The sequence below is a fragment of the Rahnella aquatilis CIP 78.65 = ATCC 33071 genome, assembly GCF_000241955.1.
Lineage (GTDB): Bacteria > Pseudomonadota > Gammaproteobacteria > Enterobacterales > Enterobacteriaceae > Rahnella > Rahnella aquatilis.
On record NC_016818.1, the window covers coordinates 1,018,394 to 1,036,452 of the forward strand.

The 18,059-nt window shown below is 54.0% G+C and carries 19 protein-coding genes and 1 tRNA gene; 14 read left to right on the plus strand and 6 right to left on the minus strand.

The window, feature by feature from the left end:
- Position 1: 1 nt before the first annotated feature.
- The 5 genes from RAHAQ2_RS04690 to RAHAQ2_RS04710 all read left to right on the plus strand — a co-directional run bounded on the left by RAHAQ2_RS04690 (position 2) and on the right by RAHAQ2_RS04710 (position 4,296).
- The gene (locus tag RAHAQ2_RS04690; RefSeq protein ID WP_015696130.1) at positions 2-1,174 is read left to right on the plus strand and encodes a beta-ketoacyl-[acyl-carrier-protein] synthase family protein; all 1,173 of its coding nucleotides are present in this window, start codon (positions 2-4) and stop codon (positions 1,172-1,174) included.
- A complete protein-coding gene (locus RAHAQ2_RS04695) occupies positions 1,171-1,650 on the plus strand; it encodes a hotdog family protein (protein ID WP_015696131.1) in 480 nt (159 codons plus the stop codon). Before RAHAQ2_RS04690 ends, RAHAQ2_RS04695 begins: the two co-directional genes overlap by 4 nt.
- Positions 1,647-2,378: a 3-ketoacyl-ACP reductase FabG2 gene (locus RAHAQ2_RS04700; RefSeq protein WP_037038424.1), complete on the plus strand. Its 732-nt coding sequence runs from the start codon at positions 1,647-1,649 to the stop codon at positions 2,376-2,378. Before RAHAQ2_RS04695 ends, RAHAQ2_RS04700 begins: the two co-directional genes overlap by 4 nt.
- Positions 2,375-3,604 carry a beta-ketoacyl-ACP synthase gene (locus RAHAQ2_RS04705; protein ID WP_015696133.1) on the plus strand — a complete coding sequence of 410 codons (1,230 nt, stop codon included), beginning with the start codon at positions 2,375-2,377 and terminating at the stop codon, positions 3,602-3,604. The genes RAHAQ2_RS04700 and RAHAQ2_RS04705 overlap by 4 nt, the downstream gene beginning before the upstream one ends.
- Positions 3,605-3,681: 77 nt before the next feature.
- Complete coding sequence (locus RAHAQ2_RS04710) at positions 3,682-4,296, plus strand: 4'-phosphopantetheinyl transferase superfamily protein (RefSeq protein ID WP_238532058.1); 615 nt, start codon at positions 3,682-3,684, stop codon at positions 4,294-4,296.
- 96 nt (positions 4,297-4,392) lie between these two features.
- On the opposite strand, the gene yafC is transcribed toward RAHAQ2_RS04710, so the two are convergent.
- Positions 4,393-5,289, minus strand: a complete 897-nt coding sequence (gene yafC, locus RAHAQ2_RS04715) for a DNA-binding transcriptional regulator YafC (RefSeq protein WP_015696135.1) — start codon at positions 5,287-5,289, stop codon at positions 4,393-4,395.
- 278 nt (positions 5,290-5,567) lie between these two features.
- On the opposite strand from yafC, the gene RAHAQ2_RS04720 reads away from it, so the two are divergent.
- Entirely contained in the window at positions 5,568-6,368 is an 801-nt protein-coding gene (locus tag RAHAQ2_RS04720) for an endonuclease/exonuclease/phosphatase family protein (protein ID WP_072010206.1), read from the plus strand.
- Between the two features lie 87 nt (positions 6,369-6,455).
- Here RAHAQ2_RS04720 and mltD read toward each other — a convergent pair whose 3' ends face one another.
- Positions 6,456-7,844, minus strand: coding sequence for a murein transglycosylase D (gene mltD, locus RAHAQ2_RS04725; RefSeq protein ID WP_015696137.1), 1,389 nt, complete (start codon positions 7,842-7,844; stop codon positions 6,456-6,458).
- 69 nt (positions 7,845-7,913) lie between these two features.
- Entirely contained in the window at positions 7,914-8,669 is a 756-nt protein-coding gene (gloB, locus tag RAHAQ2_RS04730) for a hydroxyacylglutathione hydrolase (RefSeq protein WP_015696138.1), read from the minus strand.
- A 43-nt stretch (positions 8,670-8,712) separates the two neighbouring features.
- Between gloB and RAHAQ2_RS04735 the strand changes: the two genes are divergently transcribed.
- A complete protein-coding gene (locus tag RAHAQ2_RS04735) occupies positions 8,713-9,438 on the plus strand; it encodes a class I SAM-dependent methyltransferase (RefSeq protein ID WP_015696139.1) in 726 nt (241 codons plus the stop codon).
- A gap of 60 nt (positions 9,439-9,498) precedes the next feature.
- On the opposite strand, the gene rnhA is transcribed toward RAHAQ2_RS04735, so the two are convergent.
- The gene (rnhA, locus tag RAHAQ2_RS04740; protein WP_015696140.1) at positions 9,499-9,966 is read right to left on the minus strand and encodes a ribonuclease HI; all 468 of its coding nucleotides are present in this window, start codon (positions 9,964-9,966) and stop codon (positions 9,499-9,501) included.
- A gap of 271 nt (positions 9,967-10,237) precedes the next feature.
- On the opposite strand from rnhA, the gene aguB reads away from it, so the two are divergent.
- The 4 genes from aguB (at position 10,238) to RAHAQ2_RS04760 (ending at position 13,247) form a co-directional block, all read left to right on the plus strand.
- On the plus strand, positions 10,238-11,122 hold the full coding sequence (gene aguB, locus RAHAQ2_RS04745; protein WP_015696141.1) for an N-carbamoylputrescine amidase: 885 nt from the start codon (positions 10,238-10,240) through the stop codon (positions 11,120-11,122).
- Between the two features lie 3 nt (positions 11,123-11,125).
- Entirely contained in the window at positions 11,126-12,211 is a 1,086-nt protein-coding gene (gene aguA / locus RAHAQ2_RS04750) for an agmatine deiminase (protein WP_015696142.1), read from the plus strand.
- 82 nt (positions 12,212-12,293) lie between these two features.
- Positions 12,294-13,031 carry a DNA polymerase III subunit epsilon gene (gene dnaQ, locus RAHAQ2_RS04755; RefSeq protein ID WP_015696143.1) on the plus strand — a complete coding sequence of 246 codons (738 nt, stop codon included), beginning with the start codon at positions 12,294-12,296 and terminating at the stop codon, positions 13,029-13,031.
- 139 nt (positions 13,032-13,170) lie between these two features.
- Positions 13,171-13,247 (plus strand) — tRNA-Asp (locus RAHAQ2_RS04760).
- Between the two features lie 83 nt (positions 13,248-13,330).
- Here RAHAQ2_RS04760 and RAHAQ2_RS04765 read toward each other — a convergent pair.
- Positions 13,331-14,833 (minus strand): NCS1 family nucleobase:cation symporter-1, encoded by a 1,503-nt coding sequence (locus RAHAQ2_RS04765; protein ID WP_015696144.1) that lies wholly within the window; start codon positions 14,831-14,833, stop codon positions 13,331-13,333.
- A gap of 177 nt (positions 14,834-15,010) precedes the next feature.
- Here RAHAQ2_RS04765 and RAHAQ2_RS04770 point away from each other — a divergent pair, with 177 nt between their 5' ends.
- The 3 genes from RAHAQ2_RS04770 to puuE are packed head-to-tail and all read left to right on the plus strand — an operon-like array spanning position 15,011 to position 17,434.
- The gene (locus tag RAHAQ2_RS04770; RefSeq protein ID WP_015696145.1) at positions 15,011-15,745 is read left to right on the plus strand and encodes a GntR family transcriptional regulator; all 735 of its coding nucleotides are present in this window, start codon (positions 15,011-15,013) and stop codon (positions 15,743-15,745) included.
- Positions 15,745-16,503, plus strand: a complete 759-nt coding sequence (locus RAHAQ2_RS04775) for an aspartate/glutamate racemase family protein (protein ID WP_015696146.1) — start codon at positions 15,745-15,747, stop codon at positions 16,501-16,503. The genes RAHAQ2_RS04770 and RAHAQ2_RS04775 overlap by 1 nt, the downstream gene beginning before the upstream one ends.
- Positions 16,496-17,434: an allantoinase PuuE gene (gene puuE, locus RAHAQ2_RS04780; protein ID WP_015696147.1), complete on the plus strand. Its 939-nt coding sequence runs from the start codon at positions 16,496-16,498 to the stop codon at positions 17,432-17,434. The genes RAHAQ2_RS04775 and puuE overlap by 8 nt, the downstream gene beginning before the upstream one ends.
- Positions 17,435-17,666: 232 nt before the next feature.
- Here puuE and hpxZ read toward each other — a convergent pair whose 3' ends face one another.
- Positions 17,667-18,050 (minus strand): oxalurate catabolism protein HpxZ, encoded by a 384-nt coding sequence (gene hpxZ / locus RAHAQ2_RS04785; RefSeq protein WP_015696148.1) that lies wholly within the window; start codon positions 18,048-18,050, stop codon positions 17,667-17,669.
- Positions 18,051-18,059 lie beyond the last annotated feature (9 nt).

The window sequence follows — 18,059 nt, forward strand, 5'->3', positions numbered from 1 at the left end:
CATGATTTATTTTTCGGCCGTGGGCATGGTTAACGCGCTGGGAAACAGCAATGTGCAAATCGCTGCCAGCCTGAAATCAGGTATTGCGCCGGGAATGTCGTTGCAAAAAGGATGGCTGACGGAAGAACGACCGGTCTGGCTCGGCGCGGTGACCGGCGAACTGCCCGCGATCTCCGACTCTCTGTTAGCGCATCGCAGCCGTAACAACCAGTTGTTGCTGGCTGCGCTGGCGCAGATTGAACCGCAGGTTCACAAGGCGATAAGCCGGTATGGTAAAGATCGTGTCGCCGTCATTATGGGTACCAGTACGTCGGGCATTGCCGAAGGCGAAGACGCGGTGCGTCATCTTCATCAGCATGGGCAATTCCCGCCGGGCTATGATTACCAGCAACAGGAACTGGGTGATCCTTCAGAGTTTATGGCGGAACTGCTGGATCTCTGCGGTCCGGCTTACACCTTATCTACAGCCTGCTCATCCAGCGCGAGAGCGATTATCAGCGGGAAGCGCCTGATCGACGCCGGGCTGGCAGACGCCGCGCTGGTTGGCGGGGCTGACAGCCTGTGCCGGATGCCGGTGAATGGTTTTAACAGCCTGGAATCTTTCTCCCGCGGGCGCTGCACGCCGTTCGGGCAACATCGTGATGGCATCAATATCGGTGAAGCCTCGGCGCTGATCCTGCTGACCCGCGAGCCCGCCGACGTCGCGCTACTGGGCACGGGCGAATCGTCCGATGCGTGGCATATGTCTGCACCGCATCCGCAAGGTCTCGGCGCGGAACGGGCAATCTGCATGGCATTGGAGCAGGCCGGGCTGAGTGCAGCAGACGTCGGTTACATCAACGCACACGGTACCGCCACACCGCTCAATGATCAGGCAGAAGCCGCCGTCATACACCGGTTATTTGGCAACCAGACGCCGTGCAGTTCAACCAAGCATCTCACCGGCCATACGCTGGGTGCGGCTGGCGCGACAGAAGCAGCACTGAGCTGGCTGATCCTGACGCAAAATCTTAACCTGCCGCCACAGGATTTCAGCGTGATACCCCGTGATACCCACCTGCCTGATATCCGGCTGGTGAAAAAAAATGAAACGCTGGCGAAGCCCGTTATTCTTTCCAACTCGTTTGCCTTTGGCGGTAATAACGCCTGCATTGTGATCGGGAGGCCGTCATGAGTATGCTCAGCGCGGACCATTATCTGCCGCATGAATCACCGATGGTTTTACTGGATAAGGTACTGAGCGTCACAGAAGAGACTGCGCTGTGCAGCGTGGTGGTGTCCGAAAATGGCGTGCTGGCACCGTTCCTCAATGCCCGTGGCGCATTGCCGGCGTGGTATGCCCTTGAGCTTATCGCGCAAACGGTCGGCGTCTGGAGCGGCTGGCACGGTGCGCAAAGTGGCGAACCGCCTCAGGTGGGCATGTTGCTGGGCGGCAGGGCTCTGAAATGCAGCGTGCCGGAATTTGCGGCAGGCAGTGAATTATTCATCAGCGTCTCAATGGTGCTGCGCGATGAAAAACTCGCCAGCTTCGAAGGCGTGATCTGCATTAAACAAGAAAAAGACAACCTGCAGGTTGCAAAAGGACGGCTGAATACATACCAGCCAGACAAGGATGAACTTATTAAGTTAACTCAGGGGAAACAGGAATGATGCGTTCGGTATTAGTGACCGGTGCCAGCAAAGGGATCGGCAAAGCCATCGCGAGTCAGTTAGCTGACGATGGTTTTTTGGTTGTAATTCATTACCACAGCGATCAAGCAGGGGCAGAAAGTACCCTGCAAAAGATAACTGACAACGGCGGCAGCGGACGAATTGTGCAGTTTGATATCAGCAACCGCCAGCAGTGCCGCGACGTTATTGAAGCCGATATTGAGGCGCACGGCGCCTACTACGGTGTGATCAATAATGCCGGGATTGCCCGCGACGCGGCGTTTCCGGCACTGACCGACGAAGACTGGGACGGCGTGATCCACACCAATCTCGACAGTTTCTACAATGTTTTACAGCCCTGCGTGATGCCAATGATTGGGCTGCGTCAGGGCGGCCGTATCATCGCGCTTTCCTCGGTTTCCGGTATTACGGGCAACCGCGGGCAGGTCAACTACAGCGCGGCGAAAGCCGGAATTATCGGTGCCTGCAAAGCGCTGTCGGTGGAACTGGCAAAACGCAAAATCACCGTTAACTGCATTGCGCCGGGGTTGATCGACACCGGTATGCCCGACATGGAAACACCAGCGCTCGACGCCGCAATGAGCATGATCCCGCTCAAACGTATGGGGCGGGCGGAAGAAGTCGCCGGACTGGCAAGCTACCTGATGTCAGATATCGCCGGTTATGTGACCCGTCAGGTGATCTCCATCAACGGAGGCATGGTATGACCCGGCGCGTAGTGATTACCGGCATGAAAGGCATAACGGCGTTCGGGAACCATTGGAACGAGATTTCCGCCCGCCTGCAGCAGGGTAAAAACGCCGTCCGTCACATGGACGAATGGCTGATTTATCAGGGGCTGAACACGCATCTGGGCGCGCCGGTGGATGATTTTGTTATCCCGGCGCATTACACCCGCAAGCGCATCCGCTCGATGGGCCGCGTTTCCCTGCTGTCAACCCGTGCGGTTGAGCTGGCGCTGGAGCAGGCCGGTTTACTGGAAGATCCGGTGCTTACTGACGGCGAAACCGGTATTGCCTTCGGGTCATCCACCGGCAGCACCGGTCCGGTCAGTGAATTCGCGACCATGCTGACGGAAAAGCACACCAACAACATTACCGGTACGACTTACGTGCAGATGATGCCGCACACCACGGCGGTGAATGCAGGTCTGTTCTTCGGCCTGAAAGGGCGGGTGATCCCCACCTCCAGCGCCTGCACGTCGGGCAGCCAGGCGATCGGTTATGCCTATGAAGCCATCAAACACGGTTATCAGACGCTGATGGTGGCAGGCGGCGCGGAAGAACTTTGCCCGTCAGAAGCAGCCGTGTTTGACACGCTGTTCGCCACCAGCCAGCAAAATGAACACCCCGAACTGTCGCCGCGTCCGTTTGATACGCAGCGCGACGGACTGGTGATCGGCGAAGGTGCCGGGGCGCTGATCCTCGAGTCACTGGAACATGCGCAGGCGCGCGGCGCGAAAATTTATGCTGAGATCGTGGGGTTTGCCACCAACTGTGACGCGGCCCATATCACCCAGCCACAGCAATCGACGATGCAGATTTGCATTGAAAAATCGCTGAGCAATGCCGGTATTCCTGCTTCCGAAATCGGCTATATCAGTGCGCATGGTACGGCCACCGACCGCGGTGATATTGCGGAAAGCCATGCAACCGCTGCGGTGTTTGGCAATCAGACGCCAATCTCGTCGCTGAAAAGCTACTTTGGCCATACGCTCGGTGCCTGCGGCGCGCTGGAAGCGTGGATGTCGCTCGAAATGATGCGCGAAGACCGGTTCGTGCCGACCATCAATCTGACGCAACCGGATCCGCTGTGCGGCGAACTTGACTATGTGATGGGCGAATCGCGTCATATTCAGACTGAATTTATTCAGTCGAATAACTTTGCATTCGGCGGTATTAATACCTCTTTAGTTTTCCGCCGCTGGCCGTAACGATGAATCGTGCACAGCTCATTACGGCGTCACTGGAGGACAGCTTTTCGTTCTCACGTTTGCCCGCAGAATGGCTAATGAAAAGTGAAGGAATGAATCCTGCCCGCCGCCAGCAATGGTGCGCGGGCAGGGCGCTTCTGGCCGAAGCGTTGTCAGTTTTCAGTGGTTGTGACAACTTACCCGCCATGCAGATTTCCTCGCAGGGAAAACCGTATTTTGCGGACGCCTCCCTGCCACACTTTTCTCTCAGCCACAGTAAACATCATTTGCAACTGCTGCTGTGTCCGGCGGGCGAAGGTGGCGGCGATGTGGAGCAAATTCGCCCGCGCCCGCGTTATCCTGACGTGGCACGCGCAGCATTCACTGATATCGAATGTCAGTGGCTGGTGGAACAGGCCGACCCGCAAACGGCGTTCTGGCAGTTGTGGTGTTTGCGTGAGGCGTGGCTGAAACAGCAGGGCGGAAGTGTATGGCAAATGGACCGGATCCGTCTCGATCCGGGCAATCACCGTTTTACCGCTGAACCTTCCGCTGACAGCCGTTTATGGTTCGCTGCGGATGGAACTGTGATGCGGGCGCTGGCGTTGCCGGCGGGAGTTTCTGATATCGAGGAATACTTGTTTGATGCCGCATCCGGCGCACTTCTTCGTCAGACGCCGGTCGTCTGGACGCCGTTTAATGCAGCCACATGAAGCCGGGATTACGGGGCGCCGTGAGTTTTTAGTTTTGGCGCTAAAGGTCAGAACATCGCAGTTCTTGAAAAACCGAAATTCTTTCGTTCCGGGATTTTACTTCTCTGTTTGCCCCAGTTTCTCACTCAGAAAATCAATAAAACACCGGATCCGCGTGCTGACGGTCTGATCGCTGTAATACACCGCGTGCAACGGCATGGCGATGCGCATGATGTCCGGCACCAGCAGTTTCACCAGATCACCCCGCACGACATCGTCATCGGTCATAAAATCCGACAGACAGGCAATGCCGTTGCCCTGCAAACACAACCGGCGCAGTGTTTCACCGCTTCCTGAACTGATAAACGGTGTGACTGTCAGTTGCTGACCGTCGGTGCACAACAGCGGCCATTTATTCAGCGCAACCACTTCATTAAAGCCCAGACAACGGTGTTTCAGTAAATCATCGGCGCTTTGCGGAGTTCCCCATTTTTTCAGGTAATCCGGCGAAGCCAGCACGCTGCGATAACTCAGCATCAGTTTGCGCGCCCGCAGGCTGGAATCTTCAAGCTCACCGACGCGGATCGCCACATCCACTTTATGGTCGATCAGATTGATATTGCTTTCGGACGAGAACAGTGCGAGCGACATCTTCGGGAAACGCTGCGTAAATTCCGCCACCAGCGGTGAAATGACATGCAGAATGACCGGTGTTGCCGCATCGATTCGCAACAGCCCCTGCGGATCGTCGCGGTTCTCCAGCAAGTCATCTTCGGCAGCCGCCATTTCATGCAGGATTTTTTGTACCCGCACGAAATAGCGCTCGCCTTCATGCGTCAGGCTGATCTGACGCGTGGTGCGGTTGAGCAGGGTGATCCCCAGTTTTTGTTCCAGACGTTTCAATGTCCGGCTGACCACTGAATTATCCTGCCCCAGTTGTTCTGCAGCACGGCTGAAACTGCCACTTTCCACCACGGTGACAAACGTAATCAACTCTTCAGAACTGGCTCGCATTGTTGTTACTCCAGCATAAATAAATTCATACTTTGGGTATTTAAGTCATTTAAACACAAGCCGATATTTGCTGCCATCAAATCGATATTCATACGGACAATCCCCTTAGGTTCAGTGACTGGCGGGCCGTTTTTATTTTTATGCTAGCCTGTAGATGTGATCAGGTTGTATACCAATGTAAACAGATTTGGCCTGAGCGCCTGCGGGCGTATACTGAACCTTCGCTGTGAGAATCTCTCTCATATAGCAACGATATAACGGGTAAACAGGCGATTAGCGTGCGGAAAAAAACATATGCAATGAGGTATGTCGCAGGTCAGCCCGCAGAGCAAATCTTTCCGGGAGCCCTCGCACATTTGGGGCCAGATTTGCCGCCGGGTGCTGCGCTGCCCAATTCGAATATTTTGCGCGTGATGGTGTGGAATATCTTCAAACAACAGCGGGCTGACTGGTTGTCAGTTCTGCGTGATTACGGCAAAGATGCGCAACTGGTCTTGCTTCAGGAAGCTCAGACGACACCTGAACTGATCCGTTTTGCGACTTCCAATTATCTGGCGGCCGATCAGGTGCCGGCGTTTATGCTGCCTCAGCACCCCTCTGGCGTGATGACACTCTCTGCGGCGCATCCGGTGTATTGTTGCCCGCTGCGTGAGCGTGAGCCGCTTCTGAGGCTGTCTAAATCGGCTTTAGTGACGGTGTATCCGCTTCTTGATGGTCGTTTACTGATGGTGGTGAATATTCATGCGGTGAATTTCAGTATAGGCATCGACGTCTACAGCAAACAACTGGATCCGATTGGTGAGCAGATTGCTAACCACAAAGGCCCGGTGATCATGGCAGGGGATTTTAATGCGTGGAGCAAACAGCGTATCAATGCCCTGTTTGGCTTTGCGGGAAATATCCATCTGGAGGAGGTCCGTTTTCCTTCTGATTACCGTAAGCGGGCGTTCGGCAGACCGCTGGACTTCATCTTCTACCGGGATCTCAGCGTTACCAGCGCGTCGGTGATGGAAACGCGGGCCTCGGACCATAATCCGCTGCGGGTTGAATTCCTGGCGGGTAAGCCTCTGATACAGTAGCGCTTAATTCGCCCACCCCAAAATGCAGATATAAAAAAAGCACCCGGAATATTCAGGGTGCTTTTTTATGGCCGGTACCTTTCAGAATCAGGTATCAGGACTCATTTTGTTGCTCACAAACAACGTTAACTTGTTGCCCGGTTGCAGATTGTCGGCATTCGTATTCCAGCGCATCACATCTTTGATGTTTACGCCGTGACGCCTGGCAATGCTCGACAGTGAGTCACCTTTACGTACCTGATACGTGATACTGCCGCCATTCACACTGGTGCTGCTGACGCTGTTATCCGCCACTTGCAGGGTTTGCCCAACTTTTAACGCGCCTGCTGAGCGCAAATTGTTCCAACGCTGTAAATCACGGGTCTTCACATTCAGTCGGGCTGCAATACCAGACAAGCTGTCGCCGGAGCGCACCTTGTACTCTTTTGCCCCTGACGGAGTGTTGCTGGCCAGTTTGGTTTCCTGTACTGCGGCAATATCGCCATCAGCCAGTGAATCTTTTAACTGGTCGGCATGCGCCTTCGGCAGAACAATGTAATGCGGGCCATTCGGCGCGGTAACATTTTTCTTATAGCCAGTGTTAAACGACTTGAGCTTGGTCAGGGACATGCCCGCCATCTCAGCCGCCTGGGTCAGTTGCATCTGCTGTCCGACTTCAACACGCGCCAGGGCACGGTCTTCACTCGGTTTCGGCAGGCTGATACCGTATTTCTTGCTGTGCTTGAGGATGTCGCTCAACGCTAACATTTTCGGCACATAAATCGAGGTTTCACGTGGCAGCGCCAGCGCCCAGAAATCCGTTGAACGGCCTCTGGCTTTGTTCGCTTTCACCGCTTGCATGACACGGCCTTCACCGCTGTTATACGCAGCCACGGTCAGTAACCAGTCGCCACCAAACATCTTGTTCAGACGTTGCATCATATCAAGCGCAGCAGTCGTCGAAGCCACAACATCGCGGCGTCCGTCATACCACTGGTTTTGTTTCAAACCATAGTTTCGACCCGTCTGCGGCACAATCTGCCACAACCCTGCAGCGTTAGCTGATGAGGTTGCTTTGGGGTCAAAAGCGCTCTCCACTATGGGTAGCAGTACCAGTTCCATCGGCATATTACGTTTCTTAATCTGCTCGGTGATCCAGTACATGTACGGCTCTGCCCGTAATGTTACATCGTGGAGATAGCTCTTATTTTTTAAATACTTAACTCTTTGTTCGCGGATCCGGGGATTATCCGGAACCTTCATCTTCAGCTCGTCGCCTATGAAGTTCCACAGATTTTGTTGGGAGACGGTGTCGTTTCCATCCAGCCATCCCCCAGAGGCCGCCCGGCCATCACCTGTGAACTGTCCTGCTTCTTCACTTTGACTTGCTGAAGACAAACTCTGTGCATGTTGTTCCGGTACCTTCACGCCCTGCCTGGACGCCTGGCAACCTGTGAGCAACATGGAGGCGATTATTAGGATCGCGTTTGCCTTCATGTGTGTGTCATAGTTGCTTAAAAGACGAGCGATAATACTTTGCTTCAGAAAAAAACACAACCTTTGGGTCTAGAAGCTATCCTTGAGTGCCCTTAAACGAGCAAAAACCTGCCAGTGAGGCGTTAAGGGATCGCTAAGGTTTAATTTGTTTTGTAAATCAACATCATCACATCGTAAAAAGAGGTTAATTTTACGCTCAAGACCGAGGGTTGAAGGCAGGGAAGATTGTCCCTTTTCACGCATTTGTTGCACTTTGTGCTCATGAGAATGAATATCATCATCAGCCGGTAAAATAGCACGTGCAAACTTAAGATTTGAAAGAGTGTACTCATGTGCTGCGCACACTAATGTTTCATCAGGCAACGCCGCTAACCGTTGAAACGACTGGTACATTTGCTCCGGCGTCCCTTCGAACAAACGGCCACATCCGGCGGAAAACATCGTGTCCCCGCAGAAAAGATAAGGCGCGCTATAGTATGAAATGTGACCAAGGGTATGACCTGGCGTAGCAAAGATCTGCCATTCCATGCCGCCAATTACCCGTTTTTCACCGTTTTTAAGACTAATCTGACGAAATTTATTCTCAGTTTCGTGAGGTCCGTACACTTTCAGACCCGGAAAATGGCTCGAAATCTCGTCAACGCCCCCCACATGGTCATGATGATGATGCGTCAGAAGGATGGCTGTCGGGGTTAAATTGGCCTTTTTCAGCGCGGCCAAAACCGGTGCAGCTTCGCCGGGATCAACAATCAGGCAATGCCCTTGCTGGTCATCGAGCATCCAAATGTAATTGTCCTGCAATGCAGGAATACTGATAAGATTCATGGCAACCTCTCTTTGGCAACTGCTTGAAAGAAGAAAACAAACTATGCGACCAGCCCGCGCCCGTAAGACCATTGTTGCTCCGGCTTCCTGGGATGAGATCCCGTGCGGCGACTACTACCGTGCCGCGCTTGAGCAACAACTGCAACCCTGGTGGGGGAAACTCTACGGTTTCCACCTGCTGAAAATCGGCGCATTAAGTGCCGGAATCGATACGCAGGCGTGCCCGATCTCGCATCAGGTGAATTTTGCGCCCGAAGGCGAAGGGCTGCATGTGCGGGGTGATCCGTACTATTTGCCTTTCGCGGCAAAATCGGTCGATGCCTGTCTGCTCAGCCATACACTGGCCTATGCGGATGACCCGCACCGCATTCTGCGTGAAGTCGATCGCGTGCTGATTGATGATGGCTGGATGGTGCTCAGCAGCTTTAATCCGCTCAGCCTGCTGGGTATCGGCAAACTGATGCCGCTTTTTCGCAAGCGTCAGCCGTACAGCAGCCGTTTGTTTACCCAAATGCGGTTGCTCGACTGGCTGTCGTTGCTTAATTATGAAGTGATGGTACACCGGCGTTTTCACGTGCTGCCGTGGAAAAAGAATGGGGGAAAATTGCTGAGTACGCACCTTCCTGCACTGGGTTGTATGACGCTGATTATTGCCCGTAAGCGGACCTTCCCGCTGACACCAACCGCGAAAAAGGTTCCTGCGCAGAAACAGAAAATACCGCAGGCGGTGGGAGCGACGAAAAGTTACCGAGAAGAGCACCGGGACTGAAGCCTTACGCCTTCCCCTTTAACAAGGGGAAGGTTGAGACGGGCTGTGAGGCCTGCGGAGTTAATTCTCCGCCTGATAACCCACATCATCCAGCGTGGGATTCCCCGCAGCTTCTTTCGCCAGCACATCACAGCGTTCATTTTCAGGATGGCCTGCGTGGCCTTTCACCCACATCCAGTTTAGCTCATGTGTCTGGATCGCGGCATCGAGACGCTTCCACAAATCGACGTTTTTCACCGGTTTTTTATCTGCGGTTTTCCAGCCACGTTTTTTCCAGTTGTGGATCCACAACGTGATCCCCTGGCGCACATACTGGCTGTCGGTACTCAGTGTCACTTCACACGGCGAAGTCAGCGCTTCAAGCGCGACAATCGCGGCCATCATTTCCATACGGTTATTGGTGGTCAGGCGGAAACCCGCGCTGAACTCTTTTTCGTGTTGCTTGTAGCGTAAAATGGCACCGAAACCGCCGGGGCCTGGGTTACCCAGGCAGGAGCCATCGGTGAAAATCTCTACCTGTTTGGTCATTTCTGGCAGGCTCTTTCATCAAAAGTAAACGCCAAGTTTGACATATACCAGCGTACCGGGCACAGCACTATCTTGGGGTATAACTGTCTGAAAGAGGGGCGAAGAGGTGCCTTTGTCGCGGGTTATACAGGCATTCATCACTCTTTTGGCTGGAGAGCGCTGTCATTTGCAATATAATAGGAAAATGCAGAGTGCCAGTTCAAAACTCTGAGCGAGTGGAGCCTTTCATGGTTTTTACACTGCCAATTTTTCAATGCTTTAAGGATGTCTGATGAGAAATGTAACGGTTTCTGCAACACAAATGAGCTGCAGCTGGGATCTGGAAAAGAATATTGTTAACGCCGAAAAGCTGGTTCGCCAGGCACATGCCAAAGGTGCGCAAGTCATTCTGATTCAGGAACTTTTTGCTGCGCCTTACTTCTGTATTGATCAGAGCCCTGAGCATTACAGTCTGGCGCAAGAGCTGACTGACAGCCCCCTGATCCGTCATTTCTCTGCACTGGCGAAAGAACTGGAAGTCGTGCTTCCTTTGAGCTTTTTTGAGAAGTGCAATAACGCCTATTACAACTCGCTGGTCATGATTGATGCTGACGGCAGTGTGCTGGATGTCTATCGCAAAACTCACATCCCGAATGGCCCGGCCTATCAGGAAAAACAATTTTTCATTCCGGGCGATACCGGTTTCAAAGTGTGGAATACCCGTTACGCGAAAATCGGCGTGGGTATCTGCTGGGATCAGTGGTTCCCGGAAACTGCCCGTTGTCTGGCATTGCAGGGCGCGGAAATTATCTTCTATCCGACAGCGATTGGTTCCGAACCGGCCTATCCGGACATTGACAGCCAGCCACACTGGACCCGCGTCCAGCAAGGGCACGCGGCGGCAAACCTGGTGCCGGTGATCGCCTCAAACCGCATTGGCACTGAAAAAAGCAAATTTATTCCTGATTATGAAATGACCTTCTACGGTTCTTCGTTTATTGCTGATCAGACCGGTGCGCTGGTTGAACAGGCTAACAAAACTGATGAAGCTGTACTGGTTCACACTTTTGATCTCGATGCCATTGCCGCCCAGCGCGCTTCATGGGGGCTGTTCCGTGACCGCCGTCCGGAAATGTACGGTGCGATCGCCACATCTGACGGTTCAACAAGGAAATAACGGATGTCTTCTATTGATATCAACCCTCAGGCTGAAGGTTTTGTGATGCCTGCTGAATGGGCATCACAGCAAGCGGTCTGGATGATCTGGCCTTACCGCACCGATAACTGGCGCTCCAGCGGGCGTCCGGCACAGCTGGCTTTTGCTAACGTAGCGGCAGCGATTGCGACCAAAACGCCGGTATTTATGGCGGTTCCGGCAGCAGAAATGGCCAACGCATGCGAAGTGATGCCTGCCCAGATTACGCTGGTGGAAATGGAAAGCGACGACGCCTGGATGCGTGATACCGGCCCGACCATTGTGGTGAATCCGCAAGGTGAACGTCTGGCGATCGACTGGACGTTTAACGCGTGGGGCGGTTTCCACGGCGGCCTTTACTCCAGCTGGGAACGCGATCAGTTGGTTGCCCGTCAGGTTGCCAATTATCACCACATTCCGTACCTGTCGACCGATCTGGTGCTGGAAGGCGGCTCGATTCATGTCGATGGTGAAGGGACCTTACTGACCACCGCTGAATGCCTGCTGAATCCTAACCGCAATCCTGATTTGTCGAAGGCAGAGATTGAGGCGAAATTGCGGGAACTCCTCGGTGTTAAGCAATTCATCTGGCTGGAAGAGGGTGTATTCAACGACGAGACCGACGGTCACATTGACAATATGTGCTGCTTTGTCCGTCCGGGTGAGGTTGCTTTGCACTGGACTGACGACCAGCAGGATCCGCAGTATGCGCGCTCTCTGGCGGCGTTAAAGGTCCTGGAAGCGGCGAAAGATGCCAAAGGGCGCAGCCTGAAAATCTGGAAAATGCCCTCGCCTCCGGTCATGCACGCTACGGCGGAAGAAACTATTGGTGTATTACCGGGCACCGCCATTGAGCGTGTGGAAGGTAACCGTCTTGCGGCATCTTACGTCAATTACCTGATCAGCAATAATCACATCATCTTCCCGCTGCTGGATGCGACAACGGATAAGCAGGCTGAGAAGTTGCTGGGTGAAATGTACCCTGATTACAAAATCACCGGTATTCCGGCCCGTGAAATTCTTCTGGGGGGTGGTAACATCCACTGCATTACGCAGCAAATCCCCGCGTAAGATAAAGTGCCCGGCACGCGTCTCTGTTTCGTGGCCGGGCAGATCGTTTCTGCAATTGACCGTCACCGTTGGATAATAAGCCATGGATTTACAAAACACCTCTAACAGGATCGTCGTTCTCGATACCGAAACCACCGGTATGAATAAGCTGGGCGTCCATTATGAAGGGCACCGGATTATCGAAATCGGTGCGGTTGAAGTGGTTAACCGCCGGCTGACGGGGCGAAATTTTCATGTTTATCTCAAACCCGATCGACTGGTGGATCCGGAAGCTTTTGGCGTTCACGGTATCAGCGATGAATTCCTCGCCGATAAACCGACGTTTGCCGACATCGCTGACGACTTTATTGAATACATTCGCGGCGGCGAGTTAGTCATTCATAACGCAACGTTCGACATCGGCTTTATGGATTACGAGTTCGGCATGCTTGGCCGTGACCTGCCGAAAACCGAAACGTTCTGTAAGATCACCGACAGCCTGGCGATGGCGCGTAAGCTGTTCCCCGGCAAGCGTAACAATCTCGATGCACTAAGCGATCGCTACCTGATCGACAACAGCAAGCGAACGCTGCACGGCGCGTTGCTTGACTCCGAAATTCTTGCCGAAGTTTATCTGATGATGACCGGCGGCCAGACCAGCATTAAGTTCACCCATGAAGGCGAGCAAAATACCGGTGCGGACGGTCTGGGGATCCAGCGCGTGGCGCGTCCGGCATCCGGGTTAAAAGTTATCGCTGCCACAGAGCAGGAACTGGCGTGGCACGAAGAAAGATTGGATCTGGTGGTGAAAAAGGGCGGCAGCTGTTTGTGGCGTTCGTAAGCGGCTTTTGCTGAGTTTTGAACTGAAATTATCCAGCCTGCGGAAAAACTGTGCGGTTGATTGAAAATATCAGGAAAAGCATTGACGTAAAGGCGGTCATTCCTTAATATCCGCTCCGTTCTTAACCAGAACAAAACGCGGAGCGGTAGTTCAGTTGGTTAGAATACCTGCCTGTCACGCAGGGGGTCGCGGGTTCGAGCCCCGTCCGTTCCGCCACTATTCAGAAGCCCTGAGTGAGAAATCACTCAGGGCTTCGTCGTTTCAGCCATCCTGGCCCTTTTCCTCCCTGATATAACCCTTTATTCCACTTCGGTTTTCATATATCCCATCGCCCCGCTGGCCGCACGATCATGGCGGGCAATATAGCGGTAGAAGCCTCCGGCCAGAAACGCGCCGATAAACCAGCTGAAGTTCGCGACCTGATGCAGGCCCGGCGTAAAGCTGATAAACAGACCAATCGCCACCGCAGGCACCAGCGCGGCAATTGCTTTCGGGTTGAAGCCGTTGCGGTACCAGTAACGGCCGGAAGGGGTCGCGTTAAACAGCGCATCCACATCCATATGCCCGCGTTTTATCAGGTAGTAGTCCGCCAGTAAAATGCCAAACAACGGCCCGATGAATGATCCCAGCACGTCCAGCGTGTAGTGAATAATTTCCGGTGACTGGAACAGGTTCCAGGGTGTCAGCAGAACGGAACCGACGGCGGCGATCATCCCGCCGGTACGGAAACTGATTTTCTGCGGTGAACAGTTAGAGAAGTCGAATGCCGGTGAAACAAAGTTCGCCACAATATTGATACCGATGGTTGCGATGATCATGGTCAGCAGGCCGAGCGCCACCGCCACGCTGTTGCCGACGCGGCTGACGGTTTCGATAGGATCGGTGATCATCTGTCCGAACAGTGATTGTGTCCCTGAAACGATCACTACGGTCACAATCGAGAACAGCAGGAAGTTAAACGGCAGGCCCCAGCGGTTACCGCGGCGGATTTCGCTCATGCTTTTCCCGTAACGCGAGAAGTCGCCGAAGTTCAGCAGCGGACCGGAGAAGTAAGACACCACCAGCGCCGTGGCGGTCAGCATTTCCCAGCCTTGCTGGCCGGCAGTCAGGGTTTTAGTCGACAGCGTGAAAGAGATATTGCTCAGGCCGGTTTTATACAGGATCCAGCCCGCCAGCAGCAGCATCACGACATACACCGCCGGGCCAGCCACATCGATAAAACGCTTAATTGCGCTCATTCCGTGCCAGAACACCATTGCCTGCAACACCCACATAATGCCAAAACACACCCATCCCAGCGCCGACAATCCCAGCCAGTGCGGAATAGTCATTGGCGTCAGTGACGGGAAGAATTTGAGCAGTACCAGCATTAACGCGTTAGCGGCCAGATAGGTCTGAATGCCGTACCAGGCGAAAGCGATCAGCCCGCGGATCACTGCCGGAATATTGGCCCCGAATACGCCAAATGCCTGACGGCAGATTACCGCGTAAGGCACACCGGCCTGCTGGCTCGGTTTCGCCACCAGGTTGGCACAAATCTGCACAATACAAATCCCGCACAGCAAACACAGCAGAACCTGCCAGCTGGTCAGACCGAGCGTAAAGAAGCTCGCGGCGACCACATAGCCGCCCATACTGTGCACATCGGACATCCAGAAAGAAAAAATGTTGTACCAGCTCCAGTTTTGGTCACGAGTGGGCGCTAAATCATCATTACACAGCTTCGGGCTGTAATAAGGTTTGATGATCCCGGCGCTCTGTTCAGATGACGCCGTGGCGGAGGTGATTTCCTGATTTGGCATAAATCGTGCTCCTGTCATAAACAACATGTGAAAGTCGGAAGCCGGACACCGGCTGCCCAAAGTTAAAAAGCAGTCACAGGAGCACTGCATGAATCAGGCCAAATTTCATTTTTTGTATACAAAAAATAAGTTTCATGTATACGATTATATTCCCGAACGGTATACGGAGTAACGGCAATGACCAGTTGGAACGGGCTCAATACAGCCTATTTTACCGAGGATAAGGACGACCATATTTATAACGCGCTGGTGAAATCTATCGTGGAACACCAGCTTTTACCGGGCAGTAAATTGCCGGAAGAAGCGCTGGCCGAAGTATTTTCAGTCAGCCGCACGGGGATCCGCCGCGTCCTGCAGCGCCTTGCCGCAGTGCAACTGGTGACGTTATTGCCCAAGCGTGGTGCGCATGTCACCACGCCGGATGCTGAAGAATCGCGCGATGTGTTCGCGACGCGTAAAATCCTGGAGTGCGCCAACCTGCCGCTGGTGATTGCCCGTTGCCAGTCGCCCCATCTGGTGGCGCTGAAAAAACTGGTTCAGGAAGAAAAGCGGGCTCACGATGAACGTAACGGTGCCGCTGCGATCCGCCTTTCCGCCGCCTTCCACGTTCAGCTTCAGGCTATTTCCGGCAATAAAGTGCTTACTGAATCCGTCTCGCAACTGACCCTGCGCTCCTCGCTGGCGATTGCCGCCTGGGGCGCACCGTGGCAGCAGGGCTGCCGTTGTCATGATCATGATGATCTTATTGATCTGCTGAAAAAGCGCGACGTCGCCGGGCTGACCGCTGGCATGGCGCATCATTTCGATACCATCGTAGCCAGCCTGCGTTTTGAGCAACATAACGGGCAGACGCCCGATTTTGCGCAGATATTTGCGGCTCAGAAGCCGGTTACGGGTAAGGAGCCGGGCTGATGGTCAAATCACTTTGTATACAACTGATCAATCCGAACACCAGCCAGGCGATGACCGAAGTGATGGCGCAAACTGCCCGCTCGGTTGCCGCGCCGCAGACACACATTCTGGCCGTTTGCCCTGAGGAAGGGGCACCGTCAATTGAAGGGCATTTCGATGAAGCGATTGCCACGTTGGGCGTGTTGCAGCAGATAAAAGCGGGGCGCGATGCCGGTGTTGACGGGCATATAATTGCCTGTTTCGGTGACCCCGGATTACTGGCTGCCCGCGAGCTGGCGCGTGCGCCGGTTATCGGTATTGCGGAAGCAGCAATGCATCTGGCGACAATGCTGGCGACGCGTTTTTCTATCGTGACGACCTTGCCACGCACGCTGACTATTGCCCGGCATTTGCTGCATCAGTACGGATTCGAACGTCATTGTGCAGCCTTGCACGCCATCGATTTGCCGGTGTTATCACTGGAAGACGGCAGCGGGCTGGCGCAGGAAAAAGTGCGCGAGCAGTGTATCGCGGCGAAAAAATCTGACGGCAGCGGGGCGATCGTGCTCGGTTGTGGCGGAATGGCCGATCTGGCGCAGGAACTGACGATCGAGCTGAATATACCGGTGATCGACGGTGTCAGCGCGGCGGTCAAAATGGTCGAGTCACTGGCTGCCCTGCGCCTGACGACCAGTAAACACGGTGATCTGGATTATCCGCTGGAAAAACCCTTGTCTGGCCGTTTTGCCGGGCTGAATCTGAGAGAACACTATGTCTGATACTGAATACGGTTTTACTGATGCTTACCCGCGCGACTTAATCGGTTACGCCGGACGCCCGCCGCATGCTCACTGGCCGGGCAACGCCCGTATCGCGGTACAGTTTGTCCTCAATTACGAAGAGGGCGCCGAGAATAACGTCCTGCATGGTGATACCGGCTCTGAGCAATTCCTGTCTGACATCATTGGTGCCGCCAGTTTCCCAGACCGCCACATGTCGATGGATTCGCTGTACGAATACGGTTCCCGTGCCGGTTTCTGGCGTATCCACAATGAGTTTCAGAAACGCGGCTTACCGCTGACCGTTTTCGGCGTGGCGATGGCACTGGCACGCAATCCGGAAATCGTCAGTGCGATCAAAGCAGCGGATTACGATGTTGTCAGCCATGGCTGGCGCTGGATCCACTATCAGGACATGAGCAAAGCCGAAGAGGCGGAGCACATGAAAAAAGCCATCACGGTTCTGCGCGACCTGTTCGGTAAAGCGCCGTCCGGCTGGTACACCGGCCGCGACAGCCCGAATACCCGTCAGCTTGTCGTGGAAGCGGGCGGGTTCCAGTATGACAGCGATTATTACGGCGATGACCTGCCGTTCTGGATGCCGGTAAAACGGGAGAATGGCGAAACTAAACAGCATCTGGTGATCCCTTACACGCTGGAAACCAACGACATGCGTTTCGCCTCCCCGCAGGGGTTTAACACGGGTGAGCAGTTTTACACTTATCTCAAAGACACCTTTGATGTGTTGTACGCCGAGGGGGAAACCTCGCCGAAAATGATGTCGGTCGGGATGCACTGCCGGATACTTGGCCGCCCGGGGCGGTTCAGGGCTTTACAGCGCTTTCTCGATTACATCGGGTCACATGAGAAAGTGTGGGTTTGTAAGCGGCAGGACATTGCGGATCATTGGGTTAAACATTTCGGTGTTTAATCTCGAAATTCAAATTCAAATTCAAAACCTTGGGCTCGCCGCCCAAACTGGCCATAGCGACAACGATTAAACTCCCTCCCCTGCGAAGGGGAGGGTTGGGGTGGGGTATTAAAGACAAATCAAGGTATTAGAGTTTGCTTTCACCGGATGTTCGCCCTTAAAACCCCCTCCCAGCCTCCCCTTTCGCAGGGGGAGGAGAAAATTTCCAAAGCTGAACCGCCCAATGGTTCGGTCAAACCATCAGACTCACATGGGCCGCCACAATCTTCCATCCACTCGCCATCTTCACCCACGTCTGCTGCTGACGGCCCGTCTTGTCGCTGCCTTCCCGGCGGAATTCTGTGCTGGCGACAGCCATGTCATCGCCAAAAGTGGTGATGGTGGTGTTGACCAGTTCCCGGTCTAACCCTTGTGACGATCGCGCTGTGCGGAAGGCGCGGATGGCGTCAATGCCGTAAAGATTTTCTCCCGCGCCGTAGCGCACGGTACGCGGGTCGTGCCAGAACAGTTCGTCGAGTACGGCGGTATCGTTGGTGATCAGCGCCTGTTCATAGCGATAAAACGCCGCATTCATTTCGGCAAGGATCGCCGGGCGGTCGATATGTTCAGTTTTCATAGTGATTCT